This window comes from Paraburkholderia sp. HP33-1, assembly GCF_021390595.1.
Taxonomy (GTDB): Bacteria; Pseudomonadota; Gammaproteobacteria; order Burkholderiales; family Burkholderiaceae; genus Paraburkholderia.
The window spans coordinates 556,890-571,041 of sequence record NZ_JAJEJR010000001.1 but is presented as its reverse complement, the minus strand read 5'-3'; the positions used below and the strand labels follow the sequence as shown (position 1 = coordinate 571,041).

7 protein-coding genes are annotated in these 14,152 nt (G+C 66.9%); 5 read left to right on the top strand and 2 right to left on the bottom strand.

Annotated features, from left to right (window positions below):
* Positions 1-58: 58 nt before the first annotated feature.
* Positions 59-1,078 carry a heat-inducible transcriptional repressor HrcA gene (hrcA, locus tag L0U81_RS02595; protein ID WP_233800033.1) on the bottom strand — a complete coding sequence of 340 codons (1,020 nt, stop codon included), beginning with the start codon at positions 1,076-1,078 and terminating at the stop codon, positions 59-61.
* A 210-nt stretch (positions 1,079-1,288) separates the two neighbouring features.
* Between hrcA and L0U81_RS02590 the strand changes: the two genes are divergently transcribed.
* Positions 1,289-2,191, top strand: a complete 903-nt coding sequence (locus L0U81_RS02590; RefSeq protein WP_233800032.1) for an NAD kinase — start codon at positions 1,289-1,291, stop codon at positions 2,189-2,191.
* 68 nt (positions 2,192-2,259) lie between these two features.
* Positions 2,260-3,927 carry a DNA repair protein RecN gene (gene recN / locus L0U81_RS02585; protein ID WP_233800031.1) on the top strand — a complete coding sequence of 556 codons (1,668 nt, stop codon included), beginning with the start codon at positions 2,260-2,262 and terminating at the stop codon, positions 3,925-3,927.
* Between the two features lie 107 nt (positions 3,928-4,034).
* On the opposite strand, the gene glnE is transcribed toward recN, so the two are convergent.
* A complete protein-coding gene (gene glnE / locus L0U81_RS02580) occupies positions 4,035-6,863 on the bottom strand; it encodes a bifunctional [glutamate--ammonia ligase]-adenylyl-L-tyrosine phosphorylase/[glutamate--ammonia-ligase] adenylyltransferase (protein WP_442793413.1) in 2,829 nt (942 codons plus the stop codon).
* A 163-nt stretch (positions 6,864-7,026) separates the two neighbouring features.
* Here glnE and L0U81_RS02575 point away from each other — a divergent pair, with 163 nt between their 5' ends.
* The 3 genes from L0U81_RS02575 to tldD all read left to right on the top strand — a co-directional run bounded on the left by L0U81_RS02575 (position 7,027) and on the right by tldD (position 13,884).
* Complete coding sequence (locus tag L0U81_RS02575; protein ID WP_233800029.1) at positions 7,027-11,259, top strand: YhdP family protein; 4,233 nt, start codon at positions 7,027-7,029, stop codon at positions 11,257-11,259.
* A 207-nt stretch (positions 11,260-11,466) separates the two neighbouring features.
* Entirely contained in the window at positions 11,467-12,330 is an 864-nt protein-coding gene (locus L0U81_RS02570) for a carbon-nitrogen hydrolase family protein (RefSeq protein WP_233800028.1), read from the top strand.
* Positions 12,331-12,417: 87 nt separating this feature from the next.
* A complete protein-coding gene (gene tldD, locus L0U81_RS02565) occupies positions 12,418-13,884 on the top strand; it encodes a metalloprotease TldD (protein WP_233800027.1) in 1,467 nt (488 codons plus the stop codon).
* Positions 13,885-14,152: the final 268 nt, after the last annotated feature.

Here is a 14,152-nt window from a genome sequence, read left to right as displayed (position 1 = left end):
GCTCGCGCATCATGGCCGGGACGGGCTGCGATGACGGCAGTCCCGCGCAGCGCGAGGACTACTGCTGACTCAGCGTCATGGACAGCAGCCGCGCGGTGATGTCGACGATCGGGATCACGCGGCTGTAGGCCATGCGGGTCGGCCCGATCACGCCGAGCGTGCCGACGATCTTGCCGTTCACCTCATACGGTGCGGTGACGACGCTCATTTCCTCGATCGGCACCAGAGTCGATTCGCCGCCGATGAAAATCTGCACGCCCGCCGCATGACTCGACACGTCGAGCAACTGAAGGAGGCTGGTCTTCTGGTCGAACACATCGAACAGCTTGCGCAGGCGCGCCATGTCTGACGAAAGATCGGCGACTTCGAGCAGATTGCGCTCGCCCGAGATCAGCACGGTCTCGCCGGTGTCGGATTCGTCGGTGCTCGCGGTGACGGCCGCGTGCATCAACGAGGTCATGTCGCCGCGCAGCTCGTCGATTTCCCCGCGCAGGCGGCGGCGCACTTCGTCGAACGACAGGCCCGCGAAGTGCGCGTTGATGTAATTGGAGGCTTCCACCAGCTGCGACGGCGAAAAGTCGCGCTGGGTGGCGAGGATGCGGTTCTGCACGTCGCCTTCGGGCGTCACGATGATCAGCAGAATGCGCTTGTCGGACAGGCGCATGAATTCGATCTGCTTGAACACGTGGCTGCGGCGCGGCGTGAGCACGACGCCGGCGAACTGCGACAGGTTGGACAGCACGCTCGCCGCCGCGGCAACGATCTTCTGCGGTTCGCCCACCTGCAGCGTGGTCTTGACGGTGCGCATCACCGCTTCCTCATCAGCGGCGGATTCGACCGTCAGCATCGTGTCGACGAACAGACGGTAGCCGCGCGGCGTCGGAATGCGCCCCGCCGAAGTATGCGGACTGATCACGAGCCCCAGATCCTCGAGATCGGACATCACGTTGCGGATCGTGGCCGGACTGAGTTCGAGGCCCGAATAACGCGACAGCGTGCGCGAGCCGACCGGCTGACCTTCGGCGATGTAGCGCTCAATCAGCGTTTTGAGGAGGGTTTGTGCGCGAGGATCTAGCATGACGAAAAATTTTAGCTCAATGGCACCGCAGCCGCGAGCGCCCGCGGCGCCCGCCCCCGCCGAATGCGTCGCCGTCGGCGGGCTCGCATGTCATCAGGTCTTCACCATTCTAACGATAATCGCGACATACGCAGACGCCCCATGTGCGGTGACCCACTACCGGGTTGGTCTGCGATTCTTTTCAGGCCCCACCTATGGTGTAATGCCGGCATGCAAGTGACCAGCCAGTTCAAGACCGTCGCGCTCGTCGGGCGCAGCAATACGCCGGGCATCGGCGAGCCGCTCACCGCGCTCGCCGCGTGCATCGCGAAGCTCGGCCTCGAAGTCGTGTTCGAAGCCGACACCGCCGCCGAAATCGGCGTGACCGACCACCCGGCGCTGCGTCTCGCCGAGATCGGCGCGCGCGCCGACGTCGCCGTGGTGCTCGGCGGCGACGGCACGATGCTTGGCATCGGTCGCCAGCTTGCGCCATATCGCACGCCCTTGATCGGCATCAACCATGGGCGGCTCGGCTTCATCACCGACATCCCGATTTCCGACATGCGCGAGATCGTGCCGCAGATGCTGTCCGGCAATTTCGAGCGCGAGGAGCGCATGCTGCTGGAAGCGCGCATCGTGCGCGATGGCACGCCGATCTACCACGCGCTCGCGTTCAACGACGTGGTGGTCAACCGTAGCGGCTTCTCGGGCATGGCGGAACTGCGCGTGTCGGTCGACGGGCGCTTCATGTACAACCAGCGCTCGGACGGCCTGATCGTCGCGACGCCGACCGGCTCGACCGCGTACTCGCTGTCGTCGCAGGGGCCGATCCTGCATCCGCAACTGCAGGGCATCGTGCTCGTGCCGATTGCGCCGCACGCGCTGTCGAACCGGCCGATCGTGCTGCCGGACGAATCGAAGGTCAGCATCCAGATCGTTTCCGGGCGCGAAGTCAACGTCAATTTCGACATGCAGTCGTTCACGTCGCTGGAACTCGGCGACACGATCGAGGTGCGCCGCTCGCGTCACACGGTGCCGATTCTGCATCCGGTCGGCTACAGCTATTACGCGACGCTGCGCAAGAAGCTGCACTGGCACGAGTACCCGTCGCACGAAGAAGACTCGAGGCCGTAAGCGGCGCGTTGAAGCGCGCACGCCGCCGCGGCCGTCACCCGAACCCCAAGCCCAACCCGACGACTTCCATGCTTCGCCACCTCTCGATACGCGACTTCGTCATCGTCGCCGCGCTCGATCTCGAATTCGACAGCGGCTTTACCGTTTTCTCGGGCGAAACCGGCGCCGGCAAGTCGATCCTGATCGACGCGCTCGCACTCGCGCTCGGCGCGCGCGCCGAGGCAAGCGTCGTGCGCACCGGCGAGAGCCGCGCCGACATCACCGCGGAGTTCGAGACGCACGCGCTCGTCGATCAATGGCTCGACGAGCAGGCGCTCGGCGCGGCCGACGAAGGCCAGCACGGCGGCACCGTGATGCTGCGGCGGGTGGTCGACGCGAACGGCCGCTCGCGCGCATTCATCAACGGTACGGCGGCCACGCTCGCGCAGCTGCGCGAGGTCGGCGAAATGCTGGTCGACATTCACGGCCAGCACGCGCACCAGTTGCTGATGCGCCCGGACGCGCAGCGCGAGCTGTTCGACACGCACGCGGGCCTGTCCGACATGGCCGCCGCGGTCACGCGCGCATGGCGCACGTGGCGCGACAAGGCGCAGGCGGTCGAGCACGCGCAGACGCGCGATCGCGAGCTGCAACTCGAGCGCGAGCGACTCGCGTGGCAGCTCACCGAGCTCGACAAGCTAGCGCCGCAACCGGGCGAATGGGAAGAGGTCAACACCGAGCATCGGCGGCTGTCGCACTCGGCGAATCTGATCGACGGCGTGCAGGGCGCGCTCGGCGCGCTGTCCGAATCGGACGACGCGATGATCACGCATCTCGGCTCGATCGTATCGAAGGTGCGCGACCTCGCGGAGATCGACCCGGCGCTGAACGACGTGCTCGCCGCGCTCGAACCCGCCGAAATCCAGTTGCAGGAAGCGGCGTATTCGCTAAGCCACTACGCACAGAAGCTCGAGCTCGATCCCGAGCGGCTCGCGCAGGTCGAAAAGCGCCTCGACGCGCTGCACTCGGCCGCGCGCAAATTCCGCCTGCAACCCGAGACGCTCCCGGAAGAACACGAAGCGCGGCGCAAGCAATTGGCCGCGCTCGACGCCGCCGCCGACCTCGACGGCCTGCGCGCCGCCGAGGCGCAAGCGAAGGACGTGTTCGTCGCCGAAGCGAAAAAGCTGTCGAAGGCGCGAGCGAAAGCGGGCAAGGCGCTCGGCGAGGCGGTCACGACCGGCATGCAGGAACTGTCGATGAAAGGCGGCAGCTTCGAAGTCGCGCTGGTGCCGCTGCCCGAAGGCGGCGCGCATGGGCTCGAGCAGATCGAGTTTCGCGTGGCCGGTCACGCCGGCGTGCCGCTGCGGCCGCTCGCGAAGGTTGCGTCGGGCGGCGAACTGGCGCGTATCAGTCTTGCGCTCGCGGTGATCGCGAGTGCGGCCAGCCCGACCCCGACGCTGATCTTCGACGAAGTTGACACCGGTATCGGTGGCGCCGTGGCCGAAGTGGTCGGTCGGCTGCTGCATCAACTCGGTGAGGCGCGCCAGGTGTTGTGCGTAACGCACCTGCCGCAGGTCGCCGCGCGCGGCGATCATCATTTCCAGGTGGCGAAGACCGGCAACGGCAAGGGCGGCACGCTCAGCAGCGTGACCTCGCTAGACAAGGCGAGCCGCATCGAGGAAGTCGCACGCATGCTCGGCGGCCTCGAAATCACCGCGACCACGCGCAAGCACGCGAAGGAAATGCTGACCGCTTGAGTTTGCGCCGTGTGTAGGTCACGGCAAATGACCTGAGCCAAGTTGGCCGAGACCTCACCACCCATCCCGGCCACGCATGACGCGCTTCGCGAAGCGCGTCAGCGCCGTCACCCAAACACCCTCTTCCACAACGCCAGCACCGCCTCGCGCTCGGTCGTCACCAGCGCGGGATCGACCCGCGCCTTCTCCATCCCGTCGAGCCTCAGAGTGTGCTGCAGCTTGCGATACCGCCGATACGCGGCGCCGACCGTCTCCGCTTCCGCCTCGCTCATCAGCCCGAAACGCGACACCTCGCGCAACAGCGCGATATTGCCGGTATTGCGAATCAGCTCGGGATCGCGCGCCGCATGCAGCAGCACCCAGTACTGCACGGTGAATTCGATATCGACCATGCCGCCGCGGTCGTGCTTCAGATCGAATAGCGCCGGCGTATGGTTCGGATGTCCCGCCGCGACACGCGCGCGCATCTCGACGATCTCCTTCGCGAGCGGCGGCGCTTCGCGCGGCGTCGTCAGCACCTGTTCGCGGATCGCCTCGAACTTCGCGCCGATCTCCGCATCGCCCGCGCAGTAGCGTGCACGCGTCAGCGCCTGGTGCTCCCACACCCACGCGGTGTTCGCCGCGTCGCCCTCGCGCAGCTGGTAGCGGCGAAACGCGTCGAGATCGGTGACGAGCAGGCCCGACTCGCCGTTCGGCCGCAGCCTCAGATCGACGTCGAACAGCGTGCCGGCGCCGGTCGCGGTCGTCAGCCACGTGATCAGGCGCCGCGTGTAGGTGGCGTAGACGTCGGCGGCGGCATCGTCGGGATCGTCGTACAGGAAGATCAGGTCGAGGTCCGACGCGTAGCCGAGCTCCTTGCCGCCAAGCTTGCCGTAGGCGATCACCGCGAAGCGGGGCGCGTCGCGGTGACGTTTGGGCAGCTGCTTCCACACTGCGTCGAGGGTCACGTCGAGCACCGCGTCGGCCAGCGCGGACAGCTGGTCGCTAACTTGCTCGACGGAGAGCTTGCCGGCGAGATCGATCAGCAGAATGCGGAACACCTCGGCCTGATGCGCGTGGCGCAACAGATCCATCTGCTGCTCGACGCCGTCGGCGGCCGCGAGCCGCCGGCGCAGCGTGCGCTTGAATTCGGTCCAGTCGAATGGGCTGTTGATCGCCTCGCCGTCGAGCAGCTCGTCGAGCAGTTGCGGATGGCGGATCAGATAGCCGGCCGCCCAGCGCGAGCCGCCCAGCACCGACAGCACCTGGTGCAGCGCCTGCGGATACTCGGTCAGCAGCGCCAGATACGCGCCACGCCGGCTCACCGCTTCGAGCAGATCGAAAAAGCGCGCGACGGTGTCGCCGCGCCGCCCGGCCGGCTCCAGGGTGCGCGCGGCTTCGAGCGCGCGCTGCGCGACGATGTCGAAACGCTGCCGGCTGCGCTCGTTCAGGCCCGCGTAGCGCGACGAACGCCACACCGCCTGCAGCCGCGCGAGCAGCACGCCGGGCTCTGCCACCCCCAGTTCGACGAGGCGCGCGCGCAGCGCGTCGTCGGCGCTGTCGTCGGCGAGCGCGCTGCTCCACACCCACGCAGCCGCGCCGTCCTCAGGCGCTGCGCAGCCGTCGCGGCCGCCCACCTTGTCAGCAAAAATCTGGTCGAACTGCTGTTCGACGAACTCACGATGCGCGTCGAGCTTCGTCATCAATTGCGCATAGTCGTCGCAATCCATGGCGCGCGCGAGCGCCAAGCGGTCTTCGTCATCGACGGGCATCGCGTGGGTCTGCGCGTCGTTGCGGTATTGCAGACGATGCTCGATCTCGCGCAGAAAGCGGTACGCGTGCGACAGCTTCAAGCAGACCGACGGATCCATCAGCCCGTGGGTAGCCGCGTGACGCAGTACGGCGAGCGTCGGTCGCACGCGAAAGCCGGCATCCTGGCCGCCGCGGATCAGCTGAAACACCTGCGCGCTGAATTCGATTTCGCGGATGCCGCCACGGCCGAGCTTGATGTCGTCGGCCTTGTCCGGACGCATCGAGGCGCGGCGCTGCGCCTCCTGGCGAATCTGCAGATGCAGCGCGCGAATCGCGCTGATCACGCCGAAGTCGAGATAGCGTCGATAGACGAACGGCGTGACGATCGCGTCGAGCTGCTTGCGCAGCCGCTGCGCCGCGGCGCTCGCGCCCTCGGATACGAGCCGCCCCTTGATCCACGCGTAGCGCTCCCACTCGCGGCCCTGCACGTAGAAATATTCTTCGAGCATGCCGAGGCTGCACACGAGCGGCCCTGAATCGCCGTTCGGCCGCAGACGCATGTCGACGCGGAATACATAGCCGTCGGCGGTGACTTCGGCGAGCGCGCCGATCAGCCGCTTGCCGAGGCGCGTGAAGAACTCCTGGGTCGCGATCGGTGGGCGTTGGCCGCCGGCGGTCTCGCCGTCGTCTTCATAAACAAAGATCAGGTCGATATCCGACGACACGTTCAGCTCGCGCCCACCGAGCTTGCCCATACCGACCACGCCGAGCGCGAGCCGTTCGCCCTGCGGGCCGCGCGGCTCGCCGTACAGCGCCTCGAGCTCGGCGCTCAGCACCGCCAGCGCGCGCTGGATCGTCGTTTCCGCGAGATCGGTCATCGCGCCGGTGACTTCGGCGACATCGGCCTCGCCTGCCAGATCGCGCTCCATCACCGCGCAGAATACTTCGGTGCGCAGCTGGCGCAGCGCGCGCTTGAGCGCATCTTCATTGAACGGCGCACCGGCTGGGCCCGCCGCCTCGGCACACAGTAGGTCGAGACGCGCGTCGATGCGCTCGCGCGTCAGCGGCTCGTCGGCCAGCGCGCTGACACGCGCGACGAGTTGCGGGCGGGCCGCGGCGGCGCGCGCGGCGTAGTGCGAATAGCTGGAACTCAGCAGAATGGCGTCAGTCATCGAAAATCTGGCTCGCTCGTTGCTTGATCGTATTTGTCCGGCGGTATCTGACGGTGTCCGGATGCCCTCGCGCCTGCCCCGTCGCGGGCCGCGAGGCAGCGTGCGAACAGGGTTTGCAGAAGGTCCGCCGACGCTTTCCCGTGTGTTACATTTCGTCGTTAACTCGCAAAACTACCATACGCCTAGCCGCTGCAGCATGTCCGAGCGAAACGAATCCGCCGACCCGCAAGACCCATCGCAGGTCCGGCATGTGCGCGGAAGCGACCACATTGTGCTGCGTCGGACGTTGCGCGTGCTCGCCACGCTCGCACTCGTCCTCTATTTCATCGCGACCGGACTGTTTCTGGGTTTGCGCTACGTGGTGCTGCCGCGCGCCGACCTGTTCCGGCCACGCATCGAAGCCGCCGTCTCCGACAAGCTGAGCGCCCAGTTCACGATCGGCCGCCTCGCGCCGCACTGGAGCGGCTTCCAGCCGGGGCTCGATGTGACAAACCTCGTCATCCGCGATCACGACGGCCAACCCGCGCTGACGATTCCGCACGCCACGGCGACGATGTCCTGGCGATCGCTATGGTTGTTTCATCCCGCGCTGTCGAGTCTGATCGTCGATCAGCCGGATGTGCTGGTGTCGCGCAGCGAGGACGGCGTGCTGTCGGTCGCGGGCGTGCCGGTGCCGACGCGCCATAGCGGCAACGACATCCTGTCCACCTGGCTGCTGCGCCAGCAGGCGATCGTCGTGCGCGGCGGGGTGCTGCGCTGGCGCGACTCCACCCGCAAGGAGCCCGAACTCGCGCTGCGCGACATCCGCATCGCGATCCTCAATGACGGCTACGACCACCGCATGGCACTGCAGGCGCCGCCCGACGGCCAGGTGCTGAAAGGCCCGCTCGATTTCCGCACCTCCTTCCGCCACGCACCACTCTCCGCGATCGGCAAACCGATCAACTGGAGCGGCCAGGCATACGTATCGACGGGCCCGGTCGATCTGCCGACGCTCGCGCGCTACGTCGAATTCCCGATCGAGACGTTCGCCGGCCGCGTCGACAATGCAATCTGGATCGACTTCCGCGAAGGCCGCATGACTCAGGCGAGCGGCCAGCTGAACGGCAACGACGTCGCGCTGCGCGTGAGCCCGACCCAGCCGAAGCTGCTCCTGCCGGTCGCCCATTTTCTGTGGCGCGTAGGAGCGGGCGAAGGCGACTACACGCTGCAGCTGTCGGACCTGAGGGCCGAACTCGGCCAGCCGCCGCTCGAAGACGGCACGCCGCTCACGCGCATCCTGGACTTCGAGACCCTCGACAGCCGCTACCGGACCGCAACGCTGCAGCATGGGCAGCTTTTGAGCATCAGCGGCGATCGCGTCGATCTCGGGATCCTCGCCGAATTCAGCCGCGCGCTGCCGCTGCCGCGGCGCTTGCTGAACGAACTCGTGCGCATCAATCCGCGCGGGCTCGTCGCGAACTACGTCATCGAGGTCGAGCGCGCCAAGCCGGAATCCGGCGAGTTCGGCGGCGACCGTCGGCCAGGGGGATCGGAGCCGATCGAGCGTTATCGCTTCAAGGGCGATCTGCAGGGCATCAGCTTCGCTGCCCAGGAGCCGGGGCCGGGTCTCACGCCGCGCGGACACCCACGCGCCGGCGTTCCCGGCATCGAAAACCTGTGGGGCAATGTCGACGCCGACGAAAAAGGCGGCCACGCGAACCTCGACACGTCCGACGTGGCGATCACGCTGCCGGGCGTGTTCGACGATCCGCGCCTCAAGTTCGCCCATCTGCACGGCCGCGCCGACTGGACGATGGGTGCGAAGGCACCAGGCGACACGCGTCCGGCGTTCGCGGTCAAGCTCAACGACTTCGGTGTATCGAACCCGGACGCCGACGCGACCTTGACCGCGAGTTACAGCAATCCCGGCCATGGCCGCGGTTCGCTCGACCTGAAAGCCGACTTCCAGCGCGCGCAGGTGACGCGCATTGCCCGCTATCTGCCGACCGCGGTCAGCGAAAAGCTGCGCATTTACCTCGGCCACGGATTGCAGGCTGGTGTGTCGCGCGGCGGCACGATCGAAGTGCACGGCGACCTGACCAAGTTCCCCTACGCGCGCGACCCAGACGCCGGCATCTTCCACATCGTCGCGCCATTCACTGGCGGCAAATTCGATCCGACGCCGTTTCCGCCGCGCAACATGCGCAACGGCACGCCAAACGTTTGGCCGCCGCTCGACGGCATCGACGGCGTGTTCGAGCTCAAGCAGAACGTACTGCGCTTCGACATCGATCGGGGGCGCTACAAGCGCGTCGCGCTGACTGACGTGAACGGCCATATCGACGACCTCGGCACGAAAGGCTCGAACCTGATCATCCAGGGCAACGGCCGCGGCCCGCTCGCGGACATGCTCGACTACGTGAACGGCAGCTCGCTTGGCATCATGGCGCGGCATCAGACCGAGAAGATCCGTGCCGAAGGGGCGGCGTCGCTCGCGCTGAAGCTGACGATCCCGCGCACGCCGAAGCCGCATATCGGCGTCGAGGGCGCGCTCGGCTTCCAGAACAACCGCCTGAGCGTGAGCCACGTGCCGCCGCTGTCGCAGCTGAACGGCCGGGTGCGTTTCACCGAGCATACGGCCGAGGCCGACCGGCTCTCCGGGCGGTTCCTCGGCGGCGACGTGCACGCGAACGGGGGCTTCCGCCAGGACGGCACGTACGCTCTCGCGCTCAACGGCCATATCGCTGTCGCTGCCGCGCGCGAGCTGAATCTGCAGGGTCCGGCCGCGCAGGTCCTCGCCCATATGAGCGGCAGCGCGCCTTATGCGCTGAACGTCACCGGCGCGAAGGGCCGCCTGCCCCAAGTCAGCGCCAACTCCGATCTGACCGGGCTCGCGCTTGATTTTCCGGCGCCGTTCAAGAAGGCGGTCGGCACGCCAATGCCGCTACATTTCTCAGTCAATCCGTCGACGGCGCCGGGCGAAGCCGGCCTCGAGCGCGCCGACCTGACGTTGGGGCCGATCGCCGCCGCGTATCTGCTGCGCTATCAGCCGAGGGTGCAGCCCAATACGCCACCAACCGTCGTGCGTGGCGCGATCGGCGTGAACCGCCCCGCCGATCTGCCGTCCGAGGGCGTGGTCGCCGCCGTCGACGTCAAGGAGTTCAATGCCGACGATTGGCGTGCGCTCGCCGCGCTGCTGCGCGCGGAGGCGGCCGGGGCGAATCGGGCGAACAGCGGCAACACCGCCAGCAGCGCGGCCACTCCCGCCGCCGCGCCGAATCCCACGCTCACTCAATTCCTGCCGAATCGTTTCGCGCTGCACATCGACAAGCTGACGCTGCTCAAGCGCCACTGGGACAATGTGATCGTCGGCGCATCGCACACGGACCGCACGTGGCAGGCAAACATCGCGTCGAACCAGGTGTCCGGCCACGTATCGTGGCTGCCCGGCGCGACCCGCGAGTCTCCCGGCGAGCTGCAGGCGCGCTTCGCGCGGATCGTGATTCCGTCGGTCGAGGACAAGGACCTGCTCGGCCCGGCGATGTCCGCGCCCGCTCTGAACATGCCGTCGATCGATCTGGTGGTGGACGAGTTGATCGTGCGCGATCGCAACGTCGGCCGGCTCGAAGTCGACGCGCACAACTACGAAGAAAACGGCGTGCCGGTCTGGCAGCTCGACAAGCTCGACGTGACGAACCCCACCGCAACACTCACCGCGACCGCGAACTGGCGCACGTCGACCGAGCTGCCCACGTCGGCCGATGAAACCACGCCGCGTCGCACCGTCTTCGATTTCAAGCTCGACGTCAAGGATGCCGGCGCGATGCTCGAGCGCTTCGGTCTGCCGAAGACGCTCAAGGGCGGCACCGGCTCGCTCGCGGGCAAGGCCGTGTGGCAAGGCGGCCCGACCACGATCGACTATTCGACGCTGAACGGCAACCTCGCGCTCGATCTGCGCCACGGCCAGATCCTCAAGGTCGAACCGGGCGTCGCGACGCTGCTCGGTGTGCTGAGCCTGCAAAGCCTGGCGCGGATCGCCACGCTCGATTTCCGCGACGTGATCGGCGAGGGCCTGCCGTTTTCGAGCGTGACTGGGACCGCGCAGATTCATGACGGCATCGCCCGCACCGACAACTTCAGGATGGTGACCGCACCGGCACGCGCCGAGATGGTGGGCTCGGTCGACATCGCGCAGAGAACCCAGGACCTGCACCTGCACGTGGTGCCCACCGTCAGCGCCGGCTCCGCGGTGATCGCCGCGACGATCATCAATCCGCTGATCGGCCTCGGCGCGCTGGTCGCCGACGTCGCGTTCTCGCATGGCGTGTCGCAGGTGTTCGCGCGCGAGTACGCGATCACCGGCTCGTGGACGCATCCGCACGTCGAGCGGGTGACGACCGAACGGGGTAAGATTGACGCTCCGGCTTCGTCCGTGGAAGCGCACTGAGTTTCGCCGGGTTCGCGCGGTTTCGCCTCCCGGCGGCCTCGCTTGTCCGGTCCACTCCGGTGTCGCCGGCGCCGCTGTCTCGCACCTCGCGGCCGCTCGCGCAACCTCGCCGACTCAATGCGCCAACGGGGCCGAGCCAGCCCAGAACCATGCATGCGGCGCCCACGCTTTGCGTCGCTGCCCTGCAAGGAGCCTTTCGACACGCTCATGAGCGAAACACACGCCTCTTCTTCTCTATCCGACGCGGCATCCGGCGGTCCATCGGGCAGCCCCTTCCGGGTCGCCGCGCTGCAGATGGTCAGCACGCCGGATCGCGAGCGCAATCTCGCCGATGCAGAGCGCCTGATCGCCGAAGCCGCCGCCGATGGCGCGCAACTCGTGCTGCTGCCTGAATACTTCTGCTTCATGGGTTTCAAGGACACCGACAAGCTCGCCGTACGCGAGCCGTATCAGGACGGTCCGATCCAGCGCTTTCTCGCCGACGCCGCGCGCCGCCACCGCATCTGGGTGATCGGCGGCACCCTGCCGCTGACCGCGCCGGAGCCGTCGCGCGTATTGAACACGACCCTCGTGTTCGATCCGCACGGCAACGAAGCCGCGCGCTACGACAAGATCCACCTGTTCAATTTCGAAAAGGGCGAAGAATCGTTCGACGAAGCGCGCACGATTCGCCCCGGCACCGCCGTGCGAGGCTTCGACGCGCCATTCGGCCGGGTCGGCCTGTCGGTCTGCTACGATCTGCGCTTTCCCGAGCTGTACCGGCGCATGGGCGACTGCGCGCTGATCGTGGTGCCGTCCGCGTTCACCTACACGACTGGCCGCGCGCACTGGGAGCTGCTGCTGCGCACCCGCGCGATCGAAAATCAGTGCTACGTGCTTGCCGCGGCGCAAGGCGGCAAACATGAGAACGGCCGCCGCACCTGGGGCCACAGCATGCTGATCGACCCGTGGGGCGAGATCGTCGCGGTGCGCGACGAGGGCGCCGGCGTGGTCGCGGGCAACCTCGATCGCGCGCGCATCGACGAAGTGCGGCAGAGCCTGCCGGCATGGCGTCATCGCGTGCTGACCTGAAACCGACATTGAAACTGCGGCGCCTGCCACACATATAACGACGCAGGCGCTCCCCGACCCCTTCGTATCGAGCAGAACATACTTCGCATGAACATCATCGAACCCGGTATCCGTAATCTCGCCGCCGCCAAGGACATCCTTCTCACGCCCTATGGTCTCGACGAATCGCTGCTCACGCGCACGCTCGCCGAAATCTTCACGCACCGCGTCGACTACGCAGACCTCTACTTCCAGGCCACCCGCAGCGAAGCGTGGAGTCTCGAGGAAGGCATCGTGAAGTCGGGCAGCTTCAGCATCGATCAGGGCGTCGGCGTGCGCGCCGTGTCGGGCGACCGCACCGCGTTCGCCTACTCGGACGACCTGTCGCCCGAAGCGATCCGCCAGGCGGCCATCGCCACGCGCGCGATCGCCAAGGCAGGCGGCGGCAAGCAGAAGATCAAGGTGGCGTCGTCGCTGACCGGCATCGCCGGGCGCGATCTGTACCTGCCCTCCGACCCGCTCCATTCGCTCGACGCAACCGCAAAGGTCAAGCTGCTCGAGCGCATCGAGCAGATGGCGCGCGGCCGCGATCCGCGCATCCAGCAGGTGATGGCGGGCCTCGCCGGCGAATACGACGTGGTGCTGGTCGCTCGCAGCGACGGCGGCTTCGCGGCCGACATCCGCCCGCTCGTGCGCGTCTCGGTGACGGTCATCGCCGAGCAGAACGGCCGCCGCGAAATCGGCAGCGGCGGCGGCGGCGGGCGCTTCGACTACGGCTACTTCACCGACGAAGTGCTGTCGCGCTACGTCGACGACGCGGTGCACGCCGCACTCGTCAATCTCGACGCGCGACCGGCGCCGGCCGGGGCGATGACCGTCGTGCTCGGCCCGGGCTGGCCCGGCGTGCTGCTGCACGAGGCGATCGGCCACGGGCTGGAAGGTGACTTCAACCGCAAGGGGTCGTCGGCGTTCGCGGGACGCATCGGCGAGCAGGTCGCCGCGAAGGGCGTCACCGTGGTCGACGACGGCACGCTGCCGAACCGCCGCGGTTCGCTCAATATCGACGACGAAGGCAACCCGACCCAGTGCACGACGCTGATCGAGGACGGCATCCTGAAGGGCTACATCCAGGACTCGCTGAACGCGCGTCTGATGAAGATGCCGATCACCGGCAACGCGCGGCGCGAATCGTACGCGGCGCTGCCGATGCCGCGCATGACCAACACGTACATGCTGAACGGCGACAAGGATCCGCAGGAGATTCTCGAGTCGGTGAAGAACGGCCTGTATGCAGTGAACTTCGGCGGCGGTCAGGTCGACATCACCAACGGCAAGTTCGTGTTCTCGGCTTCTGAGGCTTACATGATCGAAAACGGCAAGATCACGTACCCGGTCAAAGGCGCGACGCTGATCGGCAGCGGCCCGGAATCGCTGAAGTACGTCACGATGATCGGCAACGACATGAAGCTTGATTCGGGCGTCGGCGTGTGCGGCAAGGAAGGCCAGAGCGTGCCGGTGGGCGTCGGTCAGCCGACGCTGCGCATCGAACGCATGACGGTCGGCGGCACGGCCTGATTTCGAGATGAATGCACGCTTCGCGCACGCAAAGCGCGAAGCGTGCGGGTTTTCCGCATTTTTCGACGTCCTGGCTTGTCAACCGAGCCTGTGCCGGGTTATAAAGTCACTCACCCTTTTTTGACCAGCGACGCATTTCACTTCGCCATGTCCGCCAAGTTTTATTTTTACTTTTTTTGGTATCTCAGACCGCTGGCGGATCGAGAGGGGTGTTAGTGCACGCAGGACACCGAGAATTCCCGAAAAACCGCCAGCCAGCCTGGCGGTT

Coding starts and splice junctions, on each gene's coding strand:
- hrcA (WP_233800033.1), bottom strand. CDS start 1,078: ATGCTAGATCCTCGCGCACAAACCCTCCTCAAAACGCTGATTGAGCGC.
- L0U81_RS02590 (WP_233800032.1), top strand. CDS start 1,289: ATGCAAGTGACCAGCCAGTTCAAGACCGTCGCGCTCGTCGGGCGCAGC.
- recN (WP_233800031.1), top strand. CDS start 2,260: ATGCTTCGCCACCTCTCGATACGCGACTTCGTCATCGTCGCCGCGCTC.
- L0U81_RS02575 (WP_233800029.1), top strand. CDS start 7,027: ATGTCCGAGCGAAACGAATCCGCCGACCCGCAAGACCCATCGCAGGTC.
- L0U81_RS02570 (WP_233800028.1), top strand. CDS start 11,467: ATGAGCGAAACACACGCCTCTTCTTCTCTATCCGACGCGGCATCCGGC.
- tldD (WP_233800027.1), top strand. CDS start 12,418: ATGAACATCATCGAACCCGGTATCCGTAATCTCGCCGCCGCCAAGGAC.